General features: G+C 52.6%; 28 protein-coding genes and 1 riboswitch. Of the genes, 17 read left to right on the forward strand and 11 right to left on the reverse strand.

Annotation, left to right across the window (positions count from 1 at the left end):
• Positions 1–60: 60 nt before the first annotated feature.
• Positions 61–165: riboswitch (TPP riboswitch) on the reverse strand.
• A 172-nt stretch (positions 166–337) separates the two neighbouring features.
• On the forward strand, positions 338–1216 hold the full coding sequence (locus BD749_RS15230; protein ID WP_101445912.1) for a DUF2911 domain-containing protein: 879 nt from the start codon (positions 338–340) through the stop codon (positions 1214–1216).
• 81 nt (positions 1217–1297) lie between these two features.
• Positions 1298–2218 carry a class I SAM-dependent methyltransferase gene (locus BD749_RS15235; protein ID WP_101445913.1) on the forward strand — a complete coding sequence of 307 codons (921 nt, stop codon included), beginning with the start codon at positions 1298–1300 and terminating at the stop codon, positions 2216–2218.
• 526 nt (positions 2219–2744) lie between these two features.
• Here BD749_RS15235 and BD749_RS15240 read toward each other — a convergent pair.
• The 3 genes from BD749_RS15240 to BD749_RS15245 all read right to left on the reverse strand — a co-directional run bounded on the left by BD749_RS15240 (position 2745) and on the right by BD749_RS15245 (position 7420).
• The gene (locus BD749_RS15240; RefSeq protein ID WP_101445914.1) at positions 2745–4466 is read right to left on the reverse strand and encodes a sodium:solute symporter; all 1722 of its coding nucleotides are present in this window, start codon (positions 4464–4466) and stop codon (positions 2745–2747) included.
• Positions 4463–4612, reverse strand: a complete 150-nt coding sequence (locus BD749_RS19465; RefSeq protein ID WP_180336425.1) for a hypothetical protein — start codon at positions 4610–4612, stop codon at positions 4463–4465. The genes BD749_RS15240 and BD749_RS19465 overlap by 4 nt, the downstream gene beginning before the upstream one ends.
• A 279-nt stretch (positions 4613–4891) precedes the next feature.
• Positions 4892–7420, reverse strand: a complete 2529-nt coding sequence (locus tag BD749_RS15245; protein ID WP_101445915.1) for a PIG-L family deacetylase — start codon at positions 7418–7420, stop codon at positions 4892–4894.
• 411 nt (positions 7421–7831) lie between these two features.
• On the opposite strand from BD749_RS15245, the gene BD749_RS15250 reads away from it, so the two are divergent.
• From BD749_RS15250 to BD749_RS15265, 4 genes are all read left to right on the forward strand, one after another.
• A complete protein-coding gene (locus BD749_RS15250) occupies positions 7832–8515 on the forward strand; it encodes a hypothetical protein (RefSeq protein ID WP_101445916.1) in 684 nt (227 codons plus the stop codon).
• Between the two features lie 112 nt (positions 8516–8627).
• Positions 8628–8999 carry a DUF3221 domain-containing protein gene (locus tag BD749_RS15255; RefSeq protein WP_101445917.1) on the forward strand — a complete coding sequence of 124 codons (372 nt, stop codon included), beginning with the start codon at positions 8628–8630 and terminating at the stop codon, positions 8997–8999.
• A gap of 9 nt (positions 9000–9008) precedes the next feature.
• Complete coding sequence (locus tag BD749_RS15260) at positions 9009–9371, forward strand: Rieske (2Fe-2S) protein (RefSeq protein WP_101445918.1); 363 nt, start codon at positions 9009–9011, stop codon at positions 9369–9371.
• Between the two features lie 110 nt (positions 9372–9481).
• On the forward strand, positions 9482–9955 hold the full coding sequence (locus tag BD749_RS15265; RefSeq protein WP_245869279.1) for a hypothetical protein: 474 nt from the start codon (positions 9482–9484) through the stop codon (positions 9953–9955).
• Here BD749_RS15265 and BD749_RS15270 read toward each other — a convergent pair.
• Entirely contained in the window at positions 9952–10155 is a 204-nt protein-coding gene (locus BD749_RS15270; RefSeq protein WP_101445920.1) for a hypothetical protein, read from the reverse strand. The genes BD749_RS15265 and BD749_RS15270 overlap by 4 nt on opposite strands.
• A gap of 340 nt (positions 10156–10495) precedes the next feature.
• On the opposite strand from BD749_RS15270, the gene BD749_RS15275 reads away from it, so the two are divergent.
• The 5 genes from BD749_RS15275 to BD749_RS15295 all read left to right on the forward strand — a co-directional run bounded on the left by BD749_RS15275 (position 10496) and on the right by BD749_RS15295 (position 15181).
• The gene (locus BD749_RS15275) at positions 10496–11983 is read left to right on the forward strand and encodes an APC family permease (protein WP_101445923.1); all 1488 of its coding nucleotides are present in this window, start codon (positions 10496–10498) and stop codon (positions 11981–11983) included.
• 144 nt (positions 11984–12127) lie between these two features.
• Positions 12128–13075 carry an alpha/beta fold hydrolase gene (locus BD749_RS15280; protein ID WP_101445925.1) on the forward strand — a complete coding sequence of 316 codons (948 nt, stop codon included), beginning with the start codon at positions 12128–12130 and terminating at the stop codon, positions 13073–13075.
• Between the two features lie 56 nt (positions 13076–13131).
• Positions 13132–13785, forward strand: coding sequence for an alpha/beta hydrolase (locus tag BD749_RS15285; RefSeq protein WP_101445927.1), 654 nt, complete (start codon positions 13132–13134; stop codon positions 13783–13785).
• Complete coding sequence (locus BD749_RS15290) at positions 13782–14039, forward strand: hypothetical protein (RefSeq protein ID WP_101445930.1); 258 nt, start codon at positions 13782–13784, stop codon at positions 14037–14039. Before BD749_RS15285 ends, BD749_RS15290 begins: the two co-directional genes overlap by 4 nt.
• A 2-nt stretch (positions 14040–14041) precedes the next feature.
• Positions 14042–15181: an NAD(P)/FAD-dependent oxidoreductase gene (locus tag BD749_RS15295; protein ID WP_101445933.1), complete on the forward strand. Its 1140-nt coding sequence runs from the start codon at positions 14042–14044 to the stop codon at positions 15179–15181.
• 156 nt (positions 15182–15337) lie between these two features.
• Here BD749_RS15295 and BD749_RS15300 read toward each other — a convergent pair whose 3' ends face one another.
• The 6 genes from BD749_RS15300 to BD749_RS15320 form a co-directional block, all read right to left on the reverse strand.
• Entirely contained in the window at positions 15338–15559 is a 222-nt protein-coding gene (locus BD749_RS15300; RefSeq protein WP_101445935.1) for a hypothetical protein, read from the reverse strand.
• 240 nt (positions 15560–15799) lie between these two features.
• Positions 15800–16048 carry a hypothetical protein gene (locus tag BD749_RS19615; protein ID WP_245869282.1) on the reverse strand — a complete coding sequence of 83 codons (249 nt, stop codon included), beginning with the start codon at positions 16046–16048 and terminating at the stop codon, positions 15800–15802.
• Positions 16049–16105: 57 nt separating this feature from the next.
• Positions 16106–16255 (reverse strand): hypothetical protein, encoded by a 150-nt coding sequence (locus BD749_RS19620; RefSeq protein ID WP_245869285.1) that lies wholly within the window; start codon positions 16253–16255, stop codon positions 16106–16108.
• Between the two features lie 5 nt (positions 16256–16260).
• Entirely contained in the window at positions 16261–17928 is a 1668-nt protein-coding gene (locus BD749_RS15310) for a dipeptidyl-peptidase 3 family protein (protein WP_101445937.1), read from the reverse strand.
• A gap of 138 nt (positions 17929–18066) precedes the next feature.
• On the reverse strand, positions 18067–18681 hold the full coding sequence (locus tag BD749_RS15315; protein WP_101445939.1) for a deoxynucleoside kinase: 615 nt from the start codon (positions 18679–18681) through the stop codon (positions 18067–18069).
• A gap of 176 nt (positions 18682–18857) precedes the next feature.
• Complete coding sequence (locus BD749_RS15320; RefSeq protein ID WP_101445941.1) at positions 18858–19523, reverse strand: RNA polymerase sigma factor; 666 nt, start codon at positions 19521–19523, stop codon at positions 18858–18860.
• Positions 19524–19657: 134 nt separating this feature from the next.
• Between BD749_RS15320 and BD749_RS15325 the strand changes: the two genes are divergently transcribed.
• Positions 19658–20080, forward strand: a complete 423-nt coding sequence (locus BD749_RS15325) for a tRNA (5-methylaminomethyl-2-thiouridylate)-methyltransferase (protein ID WP_101445943.1) — start codon at positions 19658–19660, stop codon at positions 20078–20080.
• A gap of 123 nt (positions 20081–20203) precedes the next feature.
• On the forward strand, positions 20204–20377 hold the full coding sequence (locus BD749_RS19470) for a hypothetical protein (RefSeq protein ID WP_180336426.1): 174 nt from the start codon (positions 20204–20206) through the stop codon (positions 20375–20377).
• Positions 20378–20534: 157 nt separating this feature from the next.
• Here the strand turns inward: BD749_RS19470 and BD749_RS15330 are convergent, their stop codons facing one another.
• Positions 20535–21167: a DUF6565 domain-containing protein gene (locus tag BD749_RS15330; RefSeq protein WP_101445945.1), complete on the reverse strand. Its 633-nt coding sequence runs from the start codon at positions 21165–21167 to the stop codon at positions 20535–20537.
• Positions 21168–21407: 240 nt separating this feature from the next.
• Between BD749_RS15330 and BD749_RS15335 the strand changes: the two genes are divergently transcribed.
• The 4 genes from BD749_RS15335 to BD749_RS15350 all read left to right on the forward strand — a co-directional run bounded on the left by BD749_RS15335 (position 21408) and on the right by BD749_RS15350 (position 25706).
• Positions 21408–23846: a GAF domain-containing protein gene (locus tag BD749_RS15335; protein WP_101445947.1), complete on the forward strand. Its 2439-nt coding sequence runs from the start codon at positions 21408–21410 to the stop codon at positions 23844–23846.
• 234 nt (positions 23847–24080) lie between these two features.
• Entirely contained in the window at positions 24081–24881 is an 801-nt protein-coding gene (locus tag BD749_RS15340; RefSeq protein WP_101445949.1) for a hypothetical protein, read from the forward strand.
• Between the two features lie 146 nt (positions 24882–25027).
• Positions 25028–25252: a CDGSH iron-sulfur domain-containing protein gene (locus BD749_RS15345; RefSeq protein WP_101445951.1), complete on the forward strand. Its 225-nt coding sequence runs from the start codon at positions 25028–25030 to the stop codon at positions 25250–25252.
• A 31-nt stretch (positions 25253–25283) separates the two neighbouring features.
• Complete coding sequence (locus BD749_RS15350) at positions 25284–25706, forward strand: putative signal transducing protein (RefSeq protein WP_101445953.1); 423 nt, start codon at positions 25284–25286, stop codon at positions 25704–25706.
• The last annotated feature ends 39 nt before the right edge of the window (positions 25707–25745 follow it).

Raw genomic sequence — 25745 nt, forward strand, 5'->3', positions numbered from 1 at the left:
TATAAAATAGCCTGACTGTACAAAGCAGATAGGAATAATAGGGTTAGCACCTCTCTCAGGCACTAAAATGGGTTACATTTCCTACGCTGGCATTATCCAGATCAGGTAGCGGGTATCATCTCAGCCTGGCAGCCTTTATGTTGCCAAGCACCCCGTGTACTGCTGCGAAGGTATAGAATATATTCAGAAAATAAAGCGGGCGGCGGGCAAAACATTTTGGAGGCAGATGCAGTTTGTAGCAGCGACAGCCACTGCTTCCAGGGCAGTGCCCGCTGGTTTAATTGCCGGATATTCTGTAATATTACTTCTCAAAACCTCAGACAATATAAAATAGACCATGAAAAAGACTTTTTACAGCATTATGCTCTCGGCAGCACTACTTTGCGGAACGGCTGTTACCGTGCAGGCGCAGCAACAAGGTATTGCCATGCCAGCTGCCAGCCCACTGTCAAGCGTAACACAGGAGGTCGGACTTTCGACGGTATCGGTATCCTATTCCCGCCCATCCATGAAAGGACGCTCTATTTATGGAGGCGATGTGGTGCCTTTCGGTCAGGTATGGCGCACGGGTGCCAACAACTCCACCACGCTTAAATTCAGCGACGAGGTAACGATTCAGGGTAACAAGGTGCCGGCCGGAGAGTACGCCCTGCTGACTATACCTGGGCAGAACGAGTGGACCATCATCCTGTACAAAGACACCAAACTCGGTGGAAACGTGGCAGCCTACAAGCAGGAAAACGACCAGCTTCGCTTTAAGGTAAAACCGCAGACCAACCCAAGAACCGTGGAGACATTCACGATCAACTTCGCCAACCTGAAAGCTAACGCCGCTGATCTGGAGATTCTGTGGGACAAAACCATTGCCAGCTTCACCATTGAGGCGGAAGTGGACAGCAAAGTGATGGCCCAGATACAAGAGCGTGTAGTGAATGGCAAAGGGGTATCGCCAGCACTGTACGCAGCCGCTGCCAACTACTACGCCGACAACAACAAGGACATGAAGCAGGCGCTGGAGTGGATGAAAAAAGCCAACGCCAACGACCCTAAATTCTGGAACCTGCACGCGCAAGCCAAGATACAGGCTAAGATGAAAGACTACAAAGGCGCCGTAAAAACCGCTGAGCAGTCGATGGAGCTGGCTAAGAAGGCAAACAATGCCGATTACGTTCGTATGAATGAAAAGGCCATTGCCGAGTGGAAGAAAATGAAGTAGGCTATACCTGCCGCTTCATACCGAAAGCCTCTGCTCTGGCAGGGGCTTTCTTTTTTTAAATACCTCAATAAACTATACCTGTTGGAAGAACAAAAGAAACACTCAGAAGACCACCTCGGTCCCGCCCGCGAATACTGGTGGAACGACGACTACTTAGAACTGCTGGCCCAGCGCCTGCACCTCCACTATACTGGCACCCTTGTGGACATCGGCTGCGGCAAGGGCATGATGGGCTTTATGTTTTCGCGGCACCTGCCCCCGGGCGCCAAGGTATACGGCGTGGATTTTGAGCCGGAGTACATCGAAGAGGCCAAGCAAAAAGCTCAAAGCATCTACCTCCATAACGATATTCAATACGATTTTCGGGTAGGCAACGCTTCCAACATCCCCCTCCCCGATAACCTCGCCGACCTTACCCTTTGCCAGACCCTGCTGATCCACGTGAAGGACCCGAAGCAGGTGATAGATGAAATGATCCGGATCACGAAACCCGGTGGTTGGGTGCTCGCGCTGGAGCCCAATAACCTCGTTCCCAACCTCATGTTCGACCGCTACGGCGAAACGGATTTTGACGTGGAGAGCACGCTGGAAGTTCTGGAGATCAAGCTGCGCATCGAAAAAGGCAAGAAGCGACTCGGCGAAGGCTTTAACTCTTTGGGCGACGTTATCCCTGACCTATACCTGAAGGCTGGTCTGGAGAACATCAAGGTATGGATCTCAGACAAGGCGCTTTCCATCATCCCGCCCTACGACACGCAGGAGAAGATGCTGCGCGTGGAGCAAATGCTGCAATGGATCGACTCTGAATCGATGGGCTACGACTACCAGGATAACCTGAATTATTTTATGGCTGGGGGTGGTGATAAGGACAAGTTTGACGCATACTGGCAGAAGTTGCTCTACAATAAGATTGCCCTAAAGCAAAGGCTTTTGAATGAGGAGTATGTTTCGGCGGGGGGTAGTTTGGTGTATATTGTGGCGGGGCAGAAGCCGCGGCATTAGGGGGGTGCGAGTGTCCGCGCTCGTGACGGGTATCGTGGGGCCTCTGGCTTGGGTTTAGCTGGTAGCATGGCTATACCTATACCTGGCGTTGCTTCTGTTTTCTATACCTTAAGCTGTTTTGTTCTATAGCTTCGCCTGTGCGGCGGGCACCTACTTTTTGTCTTGACACAAATCGAGGGCCCCTACCCCCAAAGAAGGCAAAAAAGTCAAGACCCTCCAAATCGAGGGCCCCAACCCCCACTCGCTGAACGCTCTTGACAGGGGACCCCTTCACCCCCAACAGTGGCGTGTCAGTTTGTGCACCTGGCACAACTACTTGTTCCATAGTTGGAGGGCAAAATTCCCCTCTTCATCCCACTAAAAGAAGTAGCTACTACTTCTCAACACCTGCTACTTAGGTGCAACAGTGCTCCTGTGTAGGGTTGGTATTGCTAGTACAAAACTGTTACGAGACTCCTCTCAACCTTTGAGATAAAAGCCTTAATAAAACCCTGAAAATCCTGATCTTAAAACAGCAAACGCTTCCTTATGCAGATACTTTTTCGACTTTGTTCTTCTCTCCCATGAATAACTGGATGATCGCGCCAAACACAACCACGGCGACACAGCCGATCACGTTGAACCACAGGAAGGCGATGTCGGTGTAGAAATGACAGTAAAGTACTACCGCTTCGGCCAGTAGAGCACCCAGGAACACGGCGTTGCCTTTAATGAACTTCACATAGAAAGCCACCAGGAAAATACCCAGGATGGTGCCGTAGAAAATAGACCCGATGATGTTAACGGCCTGGATCAGGTTGTCGAGCAGGGAGGCGTAGGTGGCGAAGATAATGGCCAGGGTGCCCCAAGCAGCTGTGAATACACGCGATGCCCGCAGGTAGTGGAAGTTGTCCTTGTCCTTTTTGACTGACCGCTTGTAGATATCGACCACGGTGGTGGAGGCCAATGCATTGAGCTCGGATGCCGTGGAAGACATGGCCGCCGAGAAGATCACAGCCAATAGCAAGCCCACCAGACCGGCCGGCAAATACTTCATCACAAAAGAGATGAATACGTAGTCGGTGTCCCGGGTCTCGGCGTCAGGAGTGGCTTTGGCGATCAGTGCCTTTGCGTCGTCACGCAGCACTTTGGAGGCGTCGGTTATACCTTGTACCTCGGCTTGGGCAGCGGCTATCGCCGTTTCGTCGTCGGTGCGCAGGGCTGCGACCAGTCCGTGCACGGCCTCCTGCTTTTGGTTGAACAGGGTGGTGTGCTGCGCTTCGAGTGCCTGCATCTCCGGTGCAAAATCAGTTGCGTATACCTTGTTTTTAGCCGCCTCGTTGAAAAAGAGTGGCGGCTGGTTGAACTGGTAGAACACAAACACCATCACCCCGATGAACAGGATAATAAACTGCATCGGAATCTTGAGCAAGCCATTGAAAAGCAGTCCCAGCCGGCTCTCCCCCACAGAGCGGCCACCCAGGTAGCGCGCCACCTGGCTCTGGTCGGTACCAAAGTAAGAAAGGGCTAGGAATAAACCACCCGTCATACCCGACCAGAAATTATACCGGTCGTTCCAGCTCGTCTCCCAATCCCAGGAAAAGTCCACCACATTCATCTTCCCCATTTTGCCAGCCACAGCCACCGCATCACCAAACGACACGCTCTCGGGCAGGTAGTGCACCACCATAAAACCAGCCACAAGCATACCCCCCATCATCACGGCCATCTGCTGCTTTTGGGTTACGCTCACAGCCTTGGTGCCGCCCGACACGGTATAGATGATCACCAAAACACCAATGAATAGGTTGGTAAGCGTCAGGTTCCAACCCAAAATGGTAGAAAGGATGATGGCAGGCGCATAAATAGTGATGCCGGCCGCCAAGCCACGCTGCACCAGAAAAAGCAGGGCCGCCAGCGAGCGGGTTTTCAGGTCGAAGCGGCTTTCGAGGTACTCGTAGGCGGTATATACCTTGAGGCGGTAAAAGATCGGGATGACCGTGATCGAGATGATGACCATGGCGATTGGAAGGCCGAAGTAAAACTGCACAAAGCGCATACCGTCTTCGTAAGCCTGCCCCGGCGTGGAAAGAAAGGTAATGGCGCTGGCCTGCGTAGCCATAATGGACAGACCGATGGTCCACCACTTCATGCTGTTGTCGCCTTTCAGGTAGCCTTCTATGTCTTTGCTGCCTCGTGTTTTCCAAACCCCATAGATCACAATAAAGCCCATGGTGCCGAGTAGTACAATCCAGTCGAGTAACCTCATGAATAGATGCGCGTGATGATGTAAAACAGAATGATCAGAAAAGCGAGGTTGCCCAGCACCAGCCAGTACATGCCTTTCCAGCTCTTGAAAAAGGGTGGTTTATCGGATGCAGCAGATAGCTGGCCATCAGAATGTTTATCTTTCATATTTTTTTGCTTCTCGTATCACGTAGCATATACCCAGTATCACGATGCCTCTGATTTTATTGATGTTTCGGATTTGCAATCCACATGACTGCTGGTAGCTACTGCCTTTGCTATGCGGAATTCAAATCTGAACGAGTGGTGCCATTTGCGAAGCCTTGACAAAAGACTGTGGGACAAAAGAAGTTTGGGAAACGGTTTTATCTTACTTGACTCTATCCTTTGTCTTTTGTCAAACTGTCCTTTGTCCGTATCTCACCAAAGGAGTCGTGCTACACTGATTTATTTTACTGTACTCTCCGCACTGCCCTGGCCACCGTGGCCGTTTCCGAGGGAGATGAGGTTAGTAAAAATGCGGTAGGCGCCAGGCACCCCGGCAGGCAGCTGCCTGAACCACGAATAGCCGGTATACACAAAATGCCCTTTGCCATACCTGGCGATCAGCAAGCCACCGTCGCGGGCAGGTTCGCCCGGGTCGTTGCTCGATAGAATGGCCTCGAACTCGCTGCTCCACTCACTTGGGAAGTATAAGCCGCGTTCCTGCACCCAGCCCTCAAAATCTTTTTTGGTGATCTTGTTCGGCGTGTTCAGCGCCTGGTGGCCCGGTTTCAGGAAACGCACGTCGGCATCCTCTACGGTTACCCGCTGGCTCGAAATTTTGAGAGGGTATGGGGCAATGTTGCTGGTCTTGAGGCTGTGGCCGGTGTTATACTGCACGATCACGGTGCCGCCCTGCTGCACATAGTTCAGCAGTCGGGGCTGGTAGAAATTCATGCGCTCCACCGTATTATAAGCCCTAACGCCCAGGATCACCGCATCAAAGCGCTTCAGATTTTGGTCTGTCATGTCCTCGTCCTTCAGCAGGGTCACGTTATACCCGATCTGCTGCAGACTGGCAGGTATGTCGTCGCCGGCTCCCATCAGGTAGGCGATCTGTTCCCCGTTGCGCTTCAGGTCGAGCCTCACAGCTTTGGTTACGGCTTCCGGGAAGGTGGTTTGCGTTGGGATGTGGCTATACTGAATAAGGTTGAGTCCACGGGTATAGGCCTTGCCCTCCACTGTGGCCACGGCTTTTAACTCCACTTCCTGCTGACCTTTGGGCGGATGCACCATAAAACGCACCAGCTGCTCTGCCCCATTCTGCTCCAGGTCGAAGGCTAGCTGCGCCGGTTCTGCCCGCCAGCCTTTGGGCAGCTGCAGGGCCACGTTGCCCTTTATACCTGCTTTACCCGCTTTCACGAGCACATGCACTGGCTTTGGTTCCTGTGAGGCAAACATCAGCACCTTTTCGGAGATGTTCACAAATACAGGTGGCGTGATGGCCAGCGGTCGGTATTGCTCGCCGTCCACGGGGTCGTTGCGCTTGTACACGACCGGTAAGGTATAGCTGAAAGCCTCACCCCCGATCAGCAGGTCGAATTTAACTTCTGCGGCAGGTGAATTCTCCGGTTTCCCGATCTCCCGCACATCTTCTACCCGGAAGAGACCCAGCGTACCCTCCTGGCGTAACCAGTACGGCTGAGAAAGTTGGGCTGTGGCCGGAATCTGTATTTTGAAAGGTATAAGGTGCCCCTCATTAGGTGCAAGCGTTTTATTCAGCACACTATCTTTAGAAGTAAAAGAAGGGCGCATGCTCACCAACTGCACAGGTATAGCGGAGCGGTTAATGGCTTCCAACTGCACGTTCAGGCGCTCACCCGGAGTCACGGCGTAGTCGGTGGCCACGGCCTCCAGGTATAGGCCCAGGCTGTGGTACACAACACGCTCCAACTCCTCTGTCTTGATTTGCTTCCAATAACTGTCGGGCAGTTTGGCTAGTTCTTTTCGGGCGGCCAGCAGCGTAGGCACCACCGCGGCCGGTTGCTCTGGTTTGAACTCCGCCACAGCCTGTTGCAGCAGGGCTGCCACTTTCTCGCTTCCCTTCACGCGGCTCCAGGTCGTGTTGATGCCCTCAAACAGTTCTTCCTTGGCCCGCTCCCCTTTTGTATGCTCCAAATACTCCATCGTAACACCGCGTGTACCCGTGGCTCCGAAGCCCTGGCTCTTGTGCATGCTGCGGCTCAAAGCGGCGATCTCGGGGTACGATTTGCCCAATAGCGGATTAAAACCGCCCACCTCTACTTTCAGCAGTTGTGAACCGTAGTCCTCAAACTCCTTCTGGCTGCGGAAAGACCACACACCGGTGTTCCAGAGCACCCGTTTGGCCTGCCATACCTGCACATGCTTCAGTTGCTCCGGAAAGCGCTTGGGGTCGGCGGCGGCCTCAAAGGCCTCGTTGGCCAGCATGGCCGAAGCCGTATGGTGACCGTGGGTTTCGGATGGTCGTGGCGAGAAGCGGGTGATGATCACATCGGGCTTGAACTTACGGATGGCCCACACCACATCATGCAGCACCTTTTCCTTGTCCCAGATAGCAAACGTCTCCTCTGGGTTTTTAGAGAAACCAAAGTCGTTGGCACGGGTAAAGAACTGCTTGCCACCGTCGGTGCGGCGGGCCTGCAGCAACTCCTGCGTTCGGATGATGCCCAGGCCTTCTCTTATTTCAGGACCGATCAGATTTTGCCCGCCGTCGCCCCGGGTAACCGAGAGGTAACCCGTGCTGTAAAGTTTTTCGTTGGCCAAGTAGGCGATAAAGCGGGTGTTCTCATCGTCGGGGTGCGCCGCCACATACAGGGCAGTACCCAGCACGTTCAGCTTTTTGATATCCTGCAGCAGTTCAGCGGCATGGGGTTTGGCGGGTGCCTGTGCCTGCAGCGGGTTGGTTAGCAACAGCGCGAACAAGGCAAATAAGAGCGAAGAACTTTTTTTCATGTTTTAAGTTAAAGAAGCAACCGAGGTGAGCCAGCATCACCGTGCTGTAAATCTAAAAAATTTGTGCCAGCCTACCCAGTTTTGCCGGTTTTACAAGACAGAAAGTCACGATAACCCGACATATAACGATCGGCATTATTTTTTTGTATTTAAACCGGCTTACATTTCAATGGTTTTACGATATTAGATTTATACTTGTAATATGACTAGTCAGGACTAAACCAAGAAACACATAGGTTAAAGCAAAGTTTACAAAAAAATAATCAAATTATTAGCATTATATTTTAGCCTCGCTATATTTGTAAAAAAGTAGAAGAACAGCATACGCATCCTGCCCAAAGGCTTGTCAGTTTTACTGGATAGCCCCAACTATGAAACAATGTATTTGAAGGCTACAAACAACTGACGTATATGGCAGAAAGCAGAATCGGGGACCAGGCTATCGAGTTTCTTGGGTCCTATTATGCCAAACATGAAAAAAAATCTGGATTGCTCCTGAACAGAAACGTGTCTACCCTCCAGGGCACCGTGGCTGACGCGCTTTTTGCCTACCAGAAACACGACAACTGCTTTTTTGCCGTTTCGCTCAACACGGCTGCCTCTACTAAGCTTGCACGCCTGCTGAGCTCCTATAAGAAAAGGGGACTGGGCAGAAGTCGCTATCTAACGGCCGCCTCTGTGCTGGGAACAGCGGCCTACCTTTGCTTCCTGACCGGCAACTGGCTGGCGCTTGCCATACTGCCCGCCGCTCTGGCCGCTTTGGTTTTCTTTGTTCACTCCCGCCTTTGCCAGCACTACATGCAGCAGCAGTTAAAAGAGGCGGTAGACCAACTCAAGCAACAGCCCGGCGACCACCAGTGGCTAGGAATACAGGTAAGCAGTCTGTGCTGGCGCGGCAATGCCATGGCTAACTACTTATCTAAAGTGTGCGAACGAAAAGGAATCGGCCTGCTCACAATCGGCAAACGCTCCCGTCTCACGCTCCGCCAGGAGCCGCGCCTGGCCACGTGCCGCCGCACTGATTTCCTCTCCTACTATACCCAGGGCGAGAGCATGCGACGCGAACTCTCCGATCAGTTCATGCGTGTGGCTTAAGCCCCTAAATAAAATAGGCCTGGGCCATTACTTATCGTCTTCCTGCTGCGTACAAAGGTCAAAAACGCCCCTGTCTCTTTAATGGCAGCGGCTCACATACGCCTCCAAGCACATGAGAAGATACCTGCACCTACTCCCTTTAACAGCACTCCTGTTGGCCGGATGCCAGACACAGGACGGCTTTCATATCCCCAACACGCAGCCCGATATGCGGGGCAACATCACTAACATCAAAAAGACCAATTCCAAGAAAAAGGAAGGTGTAGCCGTGGTACTGGTTGAATCAGTGGAAGGAATAAAGACTAACCATACCCAGGCGACGCTTCGCATCGATGCCAAAACGTACATCGAGAACACCGAGGGTGCTACGCTTCGGTTAGAACATTTGCGCGAAGGACAGATGGTGGAAGCCTGGTTTGATGGGGAAGTGATGGAGTCGTTCCCGATACAGGCGCATGCCTCGGCCATCCGGGTGAGCAACTAACAGGCACTAATGGAAAAGAAGCAAGCCCGCTATACCTGGCACAAGGTGTTTGAAAGCGAATCCGAAGCCCGTGAGCAGGTGCCCCTCCGGAAACTGAAGCAACTGGTGCTTGACGGCCGTACCGTGTGCATTGCCCATACCGCCAACGGTTTTTTCGCCCTCGACGACGGCTGCCCCCACCTCGGCTATTCCCTCAGCCGAGGCACAACAAATTATCTGGATGAAGTGATCTGCCCCTGGCACAGCTACAGGTATAGCATGAAAGATGGGCGTGAATGCGACTTCCGTACCCGGAAAGCGGTTTTACACCGAGTCGAAGTGAGAGCGGAAGGTGTGTTTGTGGGTATAGAGCAGACTGACGCCTCTTCCTGAAACGCCATCATTTACCCCGGTTTCGGAGCACTCTACTCAAAATAGGGCGCTTTGTGTGGGTGAAGCAATCAGATTGCTTACATTGGCAACCCAACCATGCATAGTAACTTATGGTACCCCGAATTATTCTTCCGGAAAATGCACCGACGGCGAAAATAGAGCTGCGCCACCTGATGGGTGATGTCTACGTGACAATTCAGCGTAAGAAAGACTACATCGAGGCCAAATGGCAGGGCCACATAACGGCGGACAACGTAGTTTGTGCAGCGCAGGCATACCTGGATCTGTTGAAAGAAGCTCCCTGCCCGAAGTTGCTCAATGACAAGACCGAAGTAACCGGCGACTGGCAGGATGCCAACGACTGGCTCCAGTTTGAGTGGCTGCCGCAGGTGCTCAGATTGGGTTTGCGCTACTTGGCACACGTTTATTCCTTTAGCATGTTCAGTAAGCTTGCTGCCCGCGAATTGGAGGAGCGCATTACGCCCCAGCTTTCTATGAAAAACTTTTATGAACGGCGCCTGGCCGAAGAGTGGCTGCTGGCGCAGGATCCATTGGCTGCCGGCCAGCGGGCTGCTACGGCTTAGCGCACGTTAGCAGCTACCGCATCTGGCGCAACAGGAGTAATCAACACGGTATCGAGTAGCACGGTCATCACTGGCTCTTCAACCTCCATGGCTACCTGGTTGGCGATAACGGCCTCACCTGATGGCGTTTGTTTAACAGTTGGCTGGAGTGCAAGACCGAAGCAAGAAACAGTGGCGGCGATTAAGAATAATACTTTCATGGCTTTAATATTTAGTGGTTATGAATTAATTACTGTGACAAAGTTATTCTATAGTACTTTGTTATGCAAGGTACTGTTGCTATAATCACTACTATTTTATACCAAGGGGCTAGAATTATCCGTGAAGCACCCTAAAAACCAGACTAACAGCCGCCTTATTCTAGAGCAAAAAAATGCCAATTATTACCGGGTATAGTTATATATAAATCAACTACTTCTGTCTTTATTCCAGATAATGCCTGCCCTTTGCCATTTCCCCGAGAATTAACTTTAATTTTGCCCTTCAGCCTTAGCCACCCGACATGGCTTTTGGCTATTACCACAAGTAGAAACAGCTTTTATGCAGCATATAGAAGAAGTAGAAAGCATGCAGCAAACTGAAAAGGAAAGCGGCTTTAAGCGCGAGATCACGCTTTTCGACGCCATCATGATCGTGACCGGCGGTATGATCGGTTCAGGCATCTTTATCGTAACGGCCGATATCTCCAGGGCGGTGGTGAGTCCGGGCAACATGCTGCTGGTGTGGGTCCTCTCTGGCTTCCTGACCATGGTGGGTGCCATCAGCTATGGCGAGTTGTCGTCGATGTTCCCGAAAGTGGGCGGGCAGTATGTATACCTGAAGGAGGCCTATAACAAGATGGTGGCTTTCCTGTATGGCTGGACGCTTTTTCTGGTGATACAGACGGGAGTAATTGCAGCAGTGGCGGTGGCTTTCGCCCGCTTTACCGGGGTGCTTATACCCTGGTTTAGCGAAGACAATGTACTGTTTTCTTTGGCTGGCTTTAACTTCACCTCCGTGCAGCTGCTGGCTATTTTAAGCATTCTATACCTGACTTATATTAATTCCCGCGGTGTAAAGAGCGGCAAGCTGATCCAGAACATCTTCGGCAGCACGAAACTGATCGCCCTCTTCGGCCTGATTCTGTTCGGTCTGCTTTTCGGCATCAACGACACGGCGGTGCAGGCTAACTTCTCTGATTTCTGGGGATCTGCAGCAGCTGCCAACGGAGCCAGTGAAGCGCCTCCGGCAGGTATGGCACTGATCACGGCCATCGGCATTGCCATGGTTGGCGCTTTGTTCTCTGCCGACTCCTGGAACAACATCGGCTTTTCAGGCGATGAGATCGTGAACCCGAAGCGTACCATCGTGCTTAGTATGGTGATCGGCAGTGCCATTGTGATGGGGCTATACCTGATCATCAACCTGGTATACCTGCTCGTGCTCCCCCTCAACGGCGACCCGAACGCAACCGACGTGATAGGCCAAGGCATCAAATACGCCTCCAACGACCGCGTGGCAACGGCTGTGGCGGAGGTGATCGGCGGCTACCCGGCCACTGTGGGTATCGCCATCCTGATCATGATCTCAACCTTTGGCTGTAACAATGGGGCCATCCTGTCAGGGGCGCGGGTATACTACGCCATTGCCAAAGACGGGCTGTTCTTCGAGAAGATGGGGCACCTGAACAAAAACGGCGTGCCGGCTGCGGCGCTGTGGCTGCAGTGCCTCTGGGCCTGCATGCTCTGCCTTTCCGGTACTTACAACGACCTGCTCGACTACGTGATCTTTGCGGTGATGCTCTTCTATATCATTACAGTAATAGGCGTATTTGTGCTGCGTGTACGCCGCCCGGACCTGAAGCGCCCCTACAAAGCCTTCGGTTACCCGATCCTGCCGGCGCTTTACGTACTGCTCTCCTCAGGCATCTGTGTCATCCTGCTGATCTACAAACCAGTCTATACCTGGCCGGGGCTGATTATTGTGGCGCTGGGTATACCTGTTTATTATTTCTTCGGAAGCAAGTTTAAAAAGGAGTCTGGTTTGTAGGTATAGCCTTCTCCCAAACTAAAAAAGCAGTCTGTCATGTATGGCAGACTGCTTTTTTAGTTTAAGTAAAGTGATATTCTGTGAAAACATTTAATCAATTTTTTCATACTTTAGTACAAGCAATAGATTTAACCTCCCAAGCTCATGCGTGTTAAGCCAAAAAGTATAGCAATAGCAGCTGCACTGGCCCTGCTGGTGGCTTTTGCGTTCATGATCAGAGCCGACATACCTGCTGAGGAGCTCAAAGCCAGGTATACAACTTTCTCCTCCCGGTTTGTCAACATAGCCGGTGTCGAGTTGCACTACCGCGACGAGGGACAGGGTATGCCGATCATTCTGCTGCACGGCACAGCGGCTTCGCTGCAGACTTGGGATGGCTGGTCTGCTGAGCTGAGCAAGCAACACCGGGTGCTGCGGCTCGACCTGCCCGGCTTCGGCCTCACAGGTCCCAATCCCTCCGGCTCCTACTCCATCGACTATTACCGCGACCTGCTCCTGCAGTTTATGGACAGCCTGGGTATAGAGCAGGCCCACATCGGGGGCAGCTCCCTAGGTGGGCAGATTGCCTACGAATTTGCCGCCACCTACCCCAAGCGGGTGCAAAAGCTGATCCTGGTCTCCCCTACTGGCGTCACCAATGCCAACGACAAAAACATCACGTTGCCCTTCCGGATGGCCCAAACGCCCCTGCTCCGGCACTCTCTTAAGTATGTCACGCCCCGTTTCATTGTGGCCCAGAGCCTCCGGGAGGTTTACGGCGACGATACCAAACTCAAATCCGAAACCATCAGCCTGAGCCATGACCTGCTATTGCGGGAGGGCAACCGAAACGCCTTCATAGACCGCCTAAACACCGTGGACAGCGACAACCTGCATAAACTGGCGCAGGTGCAGGCACCTACTCTTATCCTGTGGGGCGAGGCCGATGCCTGGGTGTCGCCCACGGATGCCAGACGCTTTCAGCAAGGTATACGGGGCGCCCAACTAAAACTGTATGCCGGTGCAGGGCACATACCCATGGAAGAGCAGCCACAGGAAACCTTAAAGGATGTACTCTCCTTTCTGAGTCAGGGGGTCGCCCTGCGCGATTAGAAGAAAAGCCGTAGCTTTGCTTTTGTACACGGCAACAGCCGGAAATGCACAGCTGTATGAGCACCGTTTATTTTATCAGCGGCCTGGGAGCGGACGAGCGCATGTTCCAGTTTCTGCATCTCAAATGCAAAAACAAGGTATACGTGCGCTGGATACAGCCTTACGACGATGAGCCCCTGCACGACTATGCGCTGCGGCTGGCCGATCAGATCACCGAACCAAACCCGGTGCTGGTGGGCATGTCCTTTGGCGGCGTGGTAGCCATCGAGCTCTCCAAGTTTCTGAACCCACGCAAAACCATCCTCATCTCGAGCATCGCCAGCAGTAAGATTCTGCCCTGGTACTACCGCCTGATGGGCTTTTTGCGCCTGCATCGCATTATACCTGTGCCCTGGCTCAAGCGCTTCCATTTTGTGGGACCCGTACTTTTTGGCGCCAGCACCAAGGCCGAGAAAGCACTGCTCAAGCAAGTCATTCTCGAAACCGATCCGCATTTCCTGCGCTGGGCCATCGGTCAGCTGCTCAACTGGCACCAACCCGACCACTACGAGAATTGTGTGATGCTCCACGGCACCGCCGACCGCATACTGCCCATGGGCACCTATCCGGGCATCATCAAAGTAAAAAGAGCCGGACACCTGATGGTTTTGAGCCATGCTTCCGAGATTAGTGCTATCTTGGATAAGATTTTAGAAGATTGCGAATCATGACAACAGATAAAAAGAAATTCATCATCAAAACGCCGGACGGTAGAACTGCTGATCTTACCAACGCTACAACCCTCCGGAGCAACAACCTCTACCCTTTCGGTCGCCACAACTACTCTATCTACGAATCACCGGAAGGCGTATTTGTGCGCGGCTACAACAATGGCGAGCGCGAGATCATGCTGACGGGTTTTGAGATAATAGACGAGGCAACGGCCCGCAACTACAAGCATACCTATACCCGCGAGGACGAGTAGCCATGGAGTTGAGTTTCTGGGAAAAGGAATCGTATTTCAGCCACGTGGATGTGCTCATCGTGGGCAGCGGCATTGTAGGCCTGAATGCGGCGCTATACCTGAAAACACAGCAGCCTGCCCTGAAAGTACTGGTGGTGGAACGTGGCCTGCTGCCCACCGGGGCCAGTACCCGCAACGCCGGTTTCGCCTGCTTTGGCAGCCCCTCCGAATTGCTCGACGACCTGAGCCACCATACTGAAAACGAAGTATTTGCGCTGGTGGAGCGCCGCTGGTGCGGACTGCAGCGCCTGCGCCAGAACCTCGGCGACCAGGCGATCGACTTTCACCGCTGGGGCGGCTACGAGTTGTTTAAGGAGAGCCAAAAGCCGCTTTACGAAGCCTGCCTCGAGCAAATATCCTACCTGAATAAGCAGCTGCAGCAGGTAACGGGTGAGCAGGAGGTATACCGCCTGGCTGACCACAAGATCGGGGAATTTGGTTTCAAACAGGTAGCGCACCTGATCGAGAGCACCGCAGAAGGCCAGATCGACACGGGCAAAATGATCCTGGCGCTCACCCGGAAGGTGCAGGCCCTGGGTGTGATCGTTTTGAACGGACTGGAGATCGAACGTCTGGAGGAAGAAAGCACGGGTATAACCGCCCTCACCAGACAAGGCATCGCTATACCTGCCCGAGCAGCCCTGGTCGCGACGAACGGCTTTGCACGCCAATTGCTGCCACAGCTGCAAGTGGCACCGGCCCGGGCGCAGGTGCTCATAACCAAACCTATACCTGGGCTGCGCTTCAAAGGCACCTTCCACTACGACAAAGGCTTCTACTACTTCCGCAACATTGGCAACCGGGTACTGTTCGGCGGTGGCCGCAACCTGGACTTCACAACCGAAGAAACTACCGAAATGGGGCTGACAGACCTGGTGCAGAACAAACTAGACGAGCTGCTGCGAGAAGTTATATTGCCTGGTACACCTTACGAAGTAGAGCAGCGCTGGAGCGGCATTATGGGCGTAGGCCCAGGCAAAACCACTATTGTGCAGCCGGTGTCGGAGCATGTGTGCTGCGCCGTGCGCATGGGCGGCATGGGGGTGGCCATCGGCTCGTTGGTTGGTGAAGAGGGAGCAGCATTGCTGCTGGAGATGCTGTAACAGGTATAGCTGCTCTTTGACTAATTGACAAAGGACTTGGTGACAAAAGACTTTTCAAAAAAAGGCCTGGAACCTTAAAACCACATACAAAGACATTAAACAAAAAAGGTAAACCACTATCGGTTTACCTTTTTCAGTTTCTGCTATTATTACGAGTTACATTCGTATCCATTGAGTTGGGGTGGTTTGGTTAGGGATCATCAGGTTACGGGCGGCTTCTTTCTCCGCTCTGTAGAATTCCTGATACTCTTCTTCGCTCATTTCCTCGCGTAGGGCAATGTGGAATTTGGCCAGTTCAGGGTATAATTTGTTGCGTTCCTGGCGCTCCTGCGGGCTGTCTCTGTTAAAATCGTAGAATGATTTTACAAAATTTTTCATGATTAAATATTTGATTTAAAGTGAGTTGGAAAACAGTTTTACTCCCAAGCCACTTTATAAGTTGTCTATATTTGCAAGCAATTATCCACAACAGGCCCTCAGCAGCTGCAAACCCACAAAAGCTTACAAATACAGCCAATAACGTAAAAGGCCCTGCCAGTCGGCAGGGCCTTTTATTCATAATTTCGAATACTTAAACAGTTCTTTTCACTGGAACCGCCTATCTGGAGATCAACTCAGCTACTGCCCGAGATGCCTGAAGTAAAGTCCGGTGGCTACTAGCAGCAACCTGGTCAGCTCCGGAATATCCCGGGCAATGGAAATCTGCCCGCCCGACATACTAGGGCTGCTTTGTTCAAAGCGCATCAAGATGTTGCCAGCTTCATCCTGCAGTTCTCTGGTACTGTCCAGCGACTTGCCCTGAAAGGTAAACTGCTCACCCGACACCAGCGTGGTATTGGTTTTGCCGAAACCCGAGGTTTTACTCATACCGATCACCTCATCTTTGAAATGAATGGTAACATCGTGCTGAAGCCAACCTTGCTTCTAAAAGTACAGGTTAATGCGCTCTGAGCAGAAATCGGCGTCGTTGCTGGTCCAGCCCCTGAAGGCAAGCTCACCAACCTGCCCGTTTTCGTCGTACACTGTGTACCTTCGGGAGGTCAGATCCTGCTGTTTCCAGTGAAGAAGCGCCATACCTGTTATTTAAGGCCCAGCACATCCACCCCCTGCTCAAACACCACATCTACCGGGATGTTCTTCTGGCTGAGGCGGTCGAGGTCGGCCTGCAGCTCGGCACTGATCAGGCCCTGCTCATTCAATAGTTTACCCACACCGGCATAGTCGCCATTGCCCTGCAGCGTCAGGATCAGTTCTGATAGCTTGTCCATGGCCTCTCCCATTTTCACGTAGTTCACGCGGTATTTACCTGTCTGGGCGTCGCGCTCGAAGGCGCCGTTCTCTTTAAAGAAGTTGAAACGCACCATGTTGGCCTTGCCGTGGGCACTGGCCGCGCCAAAGCGCACCGAGCGGAAGATGCCGGCCATGAAGGTGGTATAGTAATCTTCGAGGCTGCCGCTCACTTCACCTTTCTTATGCAATTGCGTGATCATGTACAGGCCCAGGATATCGGCTTTGCCTTCCTCCAGTGCCGAGGCATGCTCTTTTAGCGCCTCCCGCACGGTGCCTTTGCCGTTGATGGTGTTCTTGATACCAAGGCCGTGCGCCACTTCGTGGAACATGGTGTTGGCGAAGAAGGCATCGAAGGTGATGTGCTGCATCTGGTCGTCGGCGATCAGCTCGTCGGCAATCGGAAGCATGATCTTGTCGAACTTGGCCTGCATGGCGTTTTTGAGCTGCAGTCGACGGGTGCCTTTCTTCAGCTGCACCTCCTCGTCGTTGGGCAGGTTAATGGCGATGGTCTTGCTGCCCGCGTTGCAGTCGCCGGCGTAGTACACCACGTCGTAGGCATTCAGGTCAGAGTCGGTGCCCGGTGTTTCTTTTTTGTAGTTGGCCGGCACTGGCAGTCCGCGTTGCAGCTCCGGCAGGAAGGCCGCATATTTTTCGAGGCGCTTGCTCCAGTCCATGTCCTTGATCAGCACATAGGCCTCGTGCGCCGCCTTATAGCCGAATACTTTGTCCTCGTAGGTTTCAATCGGACCAATCACCACATCGATGCGATTGTTTTTCATGTCCATCCAGGCCAGGTCGCTGGGCTGGTAGTTGTCGTTGAGCAGGGCATCGGCGCGCAGAGTCAGGTATTTCTTCAGGCCCGGCTCATCGGCCAGATTTGCCGCCTGGCGCAGCAGGTCAGATGCACGCTTTACCTGCTCCTTAAACTGCACATGGTATGGCACGGTGATGAGCTGGCCGTTGGCGTCGCGGCGGAGGAAGGTATACTGGCTGGTTTTGTCTTTCAGGTTAGCCTTCTCAAACTCCTCCTTCGTCATGTCCTGTGGGTAGAAGTTGGCCGCGTCGGGCTTGGGTCCCACACCCGGCAGAAAGGGTTCGTTGTTATTGAGTCTGTCCCAGGGGCCGTAGTTTATTTTCACAAACTGTTTCGCGGCATCGTCGGTGAGCGCGTTCAGCAGGGAGTCTTTTTTGCCATAGGCTTCGTACCAAAACAGCTCGTCCATGATGTTGCTGGCCTCAATCAAGAGCGGGATCATCTGGCGCTCCTTCTCGCTCAACCCACTCAGGTCGGATGTCAGGCGTACGGAGGTATACATGCCTAGCTTTTGCTGCAGGTCTGTGGCAGTAGCGTCGGTCTGCACGGCCTCGGTTGTCTGCGCTTCGTTGGTGGTGCTGCCGGTGCAGGCGGCCGTCAGGGCGGCTACGGCAGAAACAAGTAGAAGGTGGCGTGATCTCATGGTTTATCTAAGGTTAGTTTTTTTCAAGAGAAAGATACAGGATTTGGGGGAAAAGAAAAAGCCGCTATACCTTTCGGCACAGCGGCTTATACCTCATGTGTGGCTGGCAAACTAACACGTCACCAGTATAGCTTCATCTTAGAACAAGCCGAACAACTCGCCGTTGATGCGTTCAATAATGCTTCCCAGATCCTCTGGATTGGCCACAAAATCCATGTTGTTCACATCGATCACGAGCAACTTGCCCTGGTCGTAGCTGCTCATCCAGGTGTTGTAGTGCTCGTTGAGGTTACGCAGGTAGTTGATGCTGATGTTGTTCTCGTAGTCGCGGTTGCGTTTCTCGATCTGCCCGATCAGTTTAGGCAGGTCAGCCTTCAGGTAGATCATCAGGTCAGGCGCTTTCACCATGCTGATCATCGACTGGAAAAGGGCAAAGTAGTTCTCGTAGTCGCGCGTGCTCATCAGTCCCGACTGGTGCAGGTTTTTGGCAAAGATAAAGGCATCTTCATAAATGGTGCGGTCCTGGATCACGTGTCCGTCCTTGGCCTGTATTTGCTGTACCTGACCGAACCGGCTGTTCAGAAAGTATACCTGCAGATGGAAGGACCAGCGTTCCATGTCCTCATAAAAATCCTTCAGGTAAGGGTTATTCTCAACTGCCTCCAGGTATAGCTCCCACTTAAAATGCTGGGAAAGTTTGGTGGCCAGGGTGGTTTTGCCGGCGCCAATATTGCCGACGATCGCAATGTGCATGGTAATAGTATAATGGGTGAAGAAACCGACTGCAAATCTACGTTTTTTCGGTGATGCCACAGCCTAATTCCTCAGCCCGGCACCGGTTTTTTTAGCCAGCTCCCTTCCTATACCTATGCGCACGCCCTTTATCACACTAACCCACAATCGATTAGCTAACTATTAGGGCCAGCGATTTAAGTGAGGGCATTAAGTACCTGCCTGACCACCGCATCGCAGCGCTTGTTGCCAAACTCAAACACATCCTCCCCTACCGAAAGCTTGAGCAGACTCTCTTTCAGCATGCTCTTGGCCCGGTGCAGGCGCACCTTTACGTTGCTCTCCGAAAGCTCCAGGCACTGCGCGATGTCGTGCATGGACATATCCTCCATCTCGCGAAGCATGTACACGATTCTGTACTTCTCAGGAATGCTGTCAATGGCGCTTTCCAGTAGCTGTTTCACTTCCTGCCGGATGGTGGCCTGTTCAGGGTTAGGGGCACTCATGTTTTGCAGGAGAACGGACAAACGCTCCGGCTGGTCCATCAGCAGAGAGCCGCCGCTCAGCCTTTTCTGTTCGCGCAGTCTGGACAGGGCCTTGTTAATCCCGATCCGGATCAGCCAAGTGGAAAACAGGGCCTCATTGCGGAACTGAGACAGCTTTTCGAAAGCCTGCAGGTAGGTTTCCTGCATCACGTCTTCCACCTCCTGCTCCTGCTTCAGGTAGCTCCTCACTACCCGGTAGAGCTTCTGGTTGTGTCGCCGCATCAGGAGCTCATAGAGCGATACCTCCCCTCCCAGTATTCTTTCCACCACGGCGCTGTCGCTCAGGGCTGCTTTTTCGAACGTTGCTAGCTTTCCCATACCTCCTCTTGTTTTGCTACAATGCTTAGATGCCTTACCAGCCAATTTGTTACACTCTTTTGTAACGATTTTAGAACATAATCATCTAACCATCAGAGTTAAATAAAATCACCAATAAAAAGGAGGATATCATCATGGATACAATTGCATCAACAACAGGCATGCAGCGGACTGAACGCCCTGCGTACAACCGCATTGCTATAGCCACCAACTTAACCAAGTATACCTATGCCATCGTGCCTATTCTGGCGGGCCTAGACAAATACCTGCACCTGCTCACCGACTGGAACAAATACCTTGCCCCGGCGGTGGCCAACCTGTTACCTTTCAGCACATCTGCCTTTATGAACCTGGTAGGTATAATTGAGATTGGAGCCGGTTTGCTGGTTCTCCTGAAACCGAAGTTGGGGGCGCTGGTAGTCGGTTTATGGCTGGTGAGCATTGCCCTAAACCTATTGCTGACCGGCGAGTATTACGACATTGCCGTGAGGGACCTGGTGATGGCGGTAGGTGCTTTCTCGCTATACCTGCTTATTCCTGAAGAACATGGGGTATAGCCCGCCTTTCCTAACCATCGTGGCTGAAGGCCGTTTATCTACTGTAGTGCCTGTTTCAGGTATAGCACTGATTACCTGTAATCAGGCACAATCGAATCTTTTATCCACATTTAACTAAAAGCTATGACAAAGGGACACAACCAGGACAAGAACAAGTCGCAGCAGCCTGAGGCTAAAAAGCAGGGCGGACAGGAAGGAAACCGCAGCCTGGGCGACCAGCAGAAAGACAAAAGCCCGAACCAGGGCCGCAACAAAGGCGACCAGTCGGGCGGCACCAAGGGCAAGAACGCTATTTAAATTAGTTGACAAAAGACTATTTGACAAAAGAAAGGGTGATTGGCTTCTTCACAAGCTGATGCAACCCAGGCTTTCGCCTGGCGCAGGTTAGCTTTGAGCCGCATAACCGTCCTTTGTCAAATAGTCCTTTGTCACTAAGTCCAGGTACACAAACTGATTACCGTTGCTCCCGCATCTGGTTATACCTGTCTTTGGCGTCGCGGCTTTTGCGTAGCGTGTTGAACTCTACCTGCAGGGCGGCTACCTTCATTTTATCGCTGTTATTCATCTGACTGAGCACCTGCTGCTTGCGGTCGTTGAGTTGCAGGTATACGTGCTCGGCATAGTCCCAGTCGCGCAGGCTCCAATTGGTGCGTTGTGCCCGCACGTTCTCCATAAACCGGATGTAAACGCCTCGTATCTGACTGGCTCTTAGCTGCCCGATGTTGCTGGTTCCGGCCAGGCGGCGCTCCCAGTTAGCGGCCGTCTCGCGGCTAAGCGGTTGGCCGTAGCGCTCATCGTTCTCCGCCTCCCACTCCTGGTACTGGCTTTTCAGTTCGCCATATTCTTGCTTCGAGGCTTCGTTCATCTGGCCGCTGCTGCGGTCCAGGCGCTGGGTACGGGCCCGGAACTCCTGCTTCACAGTGGGCCATTCAGCCCTTGTTATGCTATCGCCCTGGTTTACGCGCTTGTTCATCCAGTTCCGGAAATCCTCCAGGTCCTGCTCCAGTTTTGACCTGGTCTGTGCCTGCGCTCCCAGTGTGCCGAGGGTCATGGCAAGCAGCACTACGGCTACAAATAGCTTCTTCATAGGTTGGTTTTATTTAATGACGGAATACTCTTCTAACACAGCTCTCCATTAAATATTATGCCAGAGCATGCTGCTGTCACTATATTTTTTTAATCCGATACTTTCCTTTAACCTACAAAACACATCGCTCACTATCTTTTTAGCACTGCTTACGTTTAAAGCAAAGGCAGGCGTCTGGCCTGCGCCGCACCTGGGATTGTGCCACACACGTTCTTCCCCCATTAAAACCAAAAACTTACTATGCGCAAAACGAGGGACAACTTCCACGAAACCGTTGTTTCTATACCTAACCGGGACGAGATCATCCTGAGTGCCGAGCGGTTTCCGTTCAAGGCGACCCTCAGCCTGTCACCGCTGGTGTCTTACTGGGAAAACAAGATCAAGACCGACCCGAATTGCAATGTGGCCCGTGTAAACGAGCTGGCCGGGCTGCTGCGCCAAACCCCCGAGCTGCTGGAGCCTATTGAAGACGTGTCGATCATCGACAAATACATTGACACAGTCGACATCCTGATGGAAGACATTTTCCCGAGTGCGCTCTGGGAGAATGACCTGCGCGCCACGGTGCTGCCCTTTCACTTCGACAGCTTCTATGCCACGCCGCGCCTGGAGGAACTGGACCTGCTGGGAGGTGGCAACTATACCCAAAAGCTGAACCTCGACCTCAAAACCCTGCTTTTCCGACAGACACTCTCGGCCTATACCCTGATACTGGAGAAGTTCTACAATGCCAATTTCTTTGTGGACGAGCCCTTTATCTTCAGCATCAAAGACAAGTTTACCAGGCTGGACCGGCACTACAAACTCATCACCGACCTTAAGTTCATGAAAGTGAAGGCCAAAGGCCCGATCAAGAAACTCAGCACCCAGGAGATCAACTTCCTGATCAACCGCTACAACGACCTGGACCTGTGGATGCAAAAGATCCCGCCGGAAAACTTTGAGTTCAGCGGCTTTGCCATTTACGATTTCACGGACGTGACCAACGAGGCCACCATCTCCTCGCTGCGCTACGACCTGCTCGACCAGGACTCTGTGACTACCACTGAAGGCTTTGATAGCCTGCAGCAGAAGCTGCGTGTGCTATTTGGGCTGCCGGGGCTGCGGCTGGGCCTGGCTTCGCTGCCTGCCCTGCACGAGTTCGACACCAACTATACCCGCAAAACCTGGAACGGTTTGGTGCTGCAGAAAGACTCCCGCATCAAGCTCGAAGACCTGACCGAGTCCATTTACGCCCCTGTGCTTATCAAAGGCAACACCATTATAGTAGACGACCTGGAGCAGTTGGACGAACCCAACCGACTGGAGCAGGAACTGATCAGAACCGGCCTGCGCAACCTCATCATCGCACCGCTGCAATACGAAGGCCAGACGATCGGGATGCTGGAGTTGGCCTCGCCTATACCTGGCGAACTGAATGCCCTTTCCACGATCAAGCTTAAGGAGATACTGCCACTCTTTGCGCTGGCACTCAACCGCATGCTCGACGAGTTGCGCAGCAGCATCCAGAACATCATCAAAGAGAAGTATACCGCCATACACCCCATTGTGGAGTGGCGCTTCACGCAGGCTGCCATTAACCTGCTCGATAAGATGGAGCGCAACGTGCCGGCCGAGATAGAGCCCATTGTGTTTCGCGACATCTATCCGCTTTATGGCGTATCGGACATCCGCAGCTCGGCTTCGGAGCGCAACAAGGCCATACAGGGCGACCTGCTCGACCAGCTGGTGCTGGCCAAAGAGGTGATTCTGGCCGCCAAGGACAAGCTGCCGCTCTCCATCCTGGATGAGCTGGTGTATAAGATCGATAAGTATTCGCAAAACATTGTGCAGGAACTGAGTTCGGGCGATGAGGCGGTCGTGCTGGAGTTTTTGCGCAGCGAGATCGAGCCGCTCTTCAACCACTTTACCCAAAAGTACCCCTCTACCCAGCAAGCTATTGAGGCTTACCGCAAGGCCACCAATAACCCGAACGGAGTGGTATACAACAAACGGCGGGCCTATGAGGAGAGCCTATACCTGATCAACGACACCATTTCCAGCTTCCTGGACCGGGAGGAAGAAAAGGCGCAGCATATCTTTCCGCACTATTTTGAGAAATACAAGACCGATGGACTGGAGTATAACATTTACATCGGGGCATCGCTTCTGAACAGCGGCCATTTTGAGGAGCTATACCTGAAGAACATGCGCCTCTGGCAATTGATGCTCACCTGCGAGATTGCCCGCCGCATACACAAGCTACGCGCTAACCTGAAACTGCCACTCGAGATCACACAACTGATCCTGGTGCACAGCAACCCGATCTGCATCCGTTTCCGGCTAGACGAGAAAAAGTTTGACGTGGAGGGCGCTGACAACATCCGCTACGAGATCATCAAAAAGCGCATCGACAAAGCTACCCTGCGCGGCACCGAAGAGCGCCTGACCCAGCCTGGCAAAGTGGCCATTGTGTACACACAGCCAAAAGAGGCGCAGGAGTACCGCCGCTACATCGACTTCCTGCAGGCAGAGGGCTACATCGAACCGGAGGTAGAAGACCTGGACATTGAGGAACTGCAGGGAGTGCAGGGCCTGAAGGCGCTCCGTATCTCTATCAACTTCCAGGAGCAGTTGCGCCACGACATAGATGCCGGCGACGAGTTGCTGCAGATCGCTCAAGAGGCTTCGCTCAATTAAAATTGCACTTTTATACGCAACGAAACTTTTTTCATCAGAAACCACAAACAACAAACAGCTAAATATCAACATCTTACAAAAATTAACAGATTGTAAAATTCTATCAATCATAGCTTTTACTGTAATTTTATCAGCAGCAGTGCAATTATTTTAAAGAAAAGGGCGTTTTACCTGAGACTGCCGGGGAAGCGCCCTGTGCTGTTTATTTATTTTCACTTTTCAACTTTTAGCCAAATGAAATTGAAAAACCGTTTTTTACCCGCCATGCTCGTATGTGGCGTGGTAGCCCTATCGTCTTGCGAGAAAAATGACCACGAGTCTGCAGCACCTACTTTCGACAAGGGCAGCCTGTCGCACATCCTGCTGGACTCTACTGAGGTTACTTCTTACAAAGTGGTGAGCAAGCAGCTTAGCCAGGTGAACCACTACAACCAGGAAACCGGCGAGGTGGAGAGTGTGGACAAGTACGAGCGCGACGAAAAAGGCCGACTCATCAAGAGCACAACCTACGGCGGCAAAAGCCAGACACTCCTGACAGAGCAGCACTATACCTACAACGACAAGGGCGAGTTGAGCAAGTCGGTATCAACCTACTACACAGGCGGTAAGCCGGAATACCAGACTTACAGCACGTACTCCTACGACGCTGCCAACAAACTGAGCAAGAAATCAGTGTATGAGGGCACCGAGGAGAAAGGCAAACTCAAGTCTTTCACGACCTATGAAGTATTGCCGAATGGCAACTATGCCCAGGAGAAGCAGTTTGTGATCGACGGTAGCGGAGAAGCCAAGCTTTACGCCACAACTACGAACTCTTACGATTCTAACCCGAACCCACTGCATGATTTCGCAGAGCCAGGCTCGGCCAGCAGCCCAAACAACCTGGTGCGCTCTTCTATGGCGGTACACAACAGCCAGAAGACCTTTACCCGCTCTTACTCTTATAAGTACGACGAAAGCGGCATGCCGACCAGCCAGACGGTAACGCTACCAAATGGCCAGTCTCAAACGTTCAATTACGTGTACAGCAACTAATTTTGCACGCTACAACGTGAACGCCACAGCCTCCGGCCACCATGGTCCGGGGGCTGTGGCGTTTCTGGCCCTCCCCTTCTGCAAGTAGTCCGCTGGTAATTATGCCGCAAAAAAGCTATATTTGTTTCTATACTAAACACAAGATAATGGCGAAGACAAAAATAACAGTGAACAGCAACGGCTCACTGCGCGTGGAAGGTGAATTTGAGATTGTGGACAAACATGGCAACGTCTATGGCCTGGGCGGCCGTGAGCTAGTCTCGATCTGCCGCTGCGGGATGTCCAAGAACAAACCTTTCTGCGATGGCTCGCACAAAGGGCATTTTGAGCACGAGGCCGAGGCCTTTGATCTGCCGCCGAAAAAACAGTAGCCACACCCCGACCTAACACTACCTGTACACCATGGCAGAGCGCCTTATCACCGTCGCCACTTTCAGCCAACCCACAGAAGCCCACATTCTCAAAGGCCGCCTCGAAGCGGAGGGAATTCTGTGCTTTCTGGGGGACGAGCAGATCATTGCGGCGCAGCCACTTTACTCGCTGGCGGTGGGCGGCGTGAAGCTACAGGTAACGGAAGGCGATGTGGAAGAGGCCCTGGAATTACTCGCGCGCATAGAGCGCGGCACCAGCGAGTACATCCTCGATGATAACATTGAACTAGCGGCTCCCGCTCAGGTATACCCGGAAACCGAGGCCTGCCCCATCTGCGAGTCAAAGAACATGTCGGCCCGTGGCTTTCTGGGTGGCACACTCGGCATCAGTTTGCCTTTTTTGAGTCGGCGCTACGGGTGCCACGATAGCGGCTATACCTGGAAAGAAAACTAAAAAAGCGCCCCGTGGGGCGCTTTTTTTATACCTGCTGCT

This window comes from Pontibacter ramchanderi, assembly GCF_002846395.1.
Lineage (GTDB): Bacteria > Bacteroidota > Bacteroidia > Cytophagales > Hymenobacteraceae > Pontibacter > Pontibacter ramchanderi.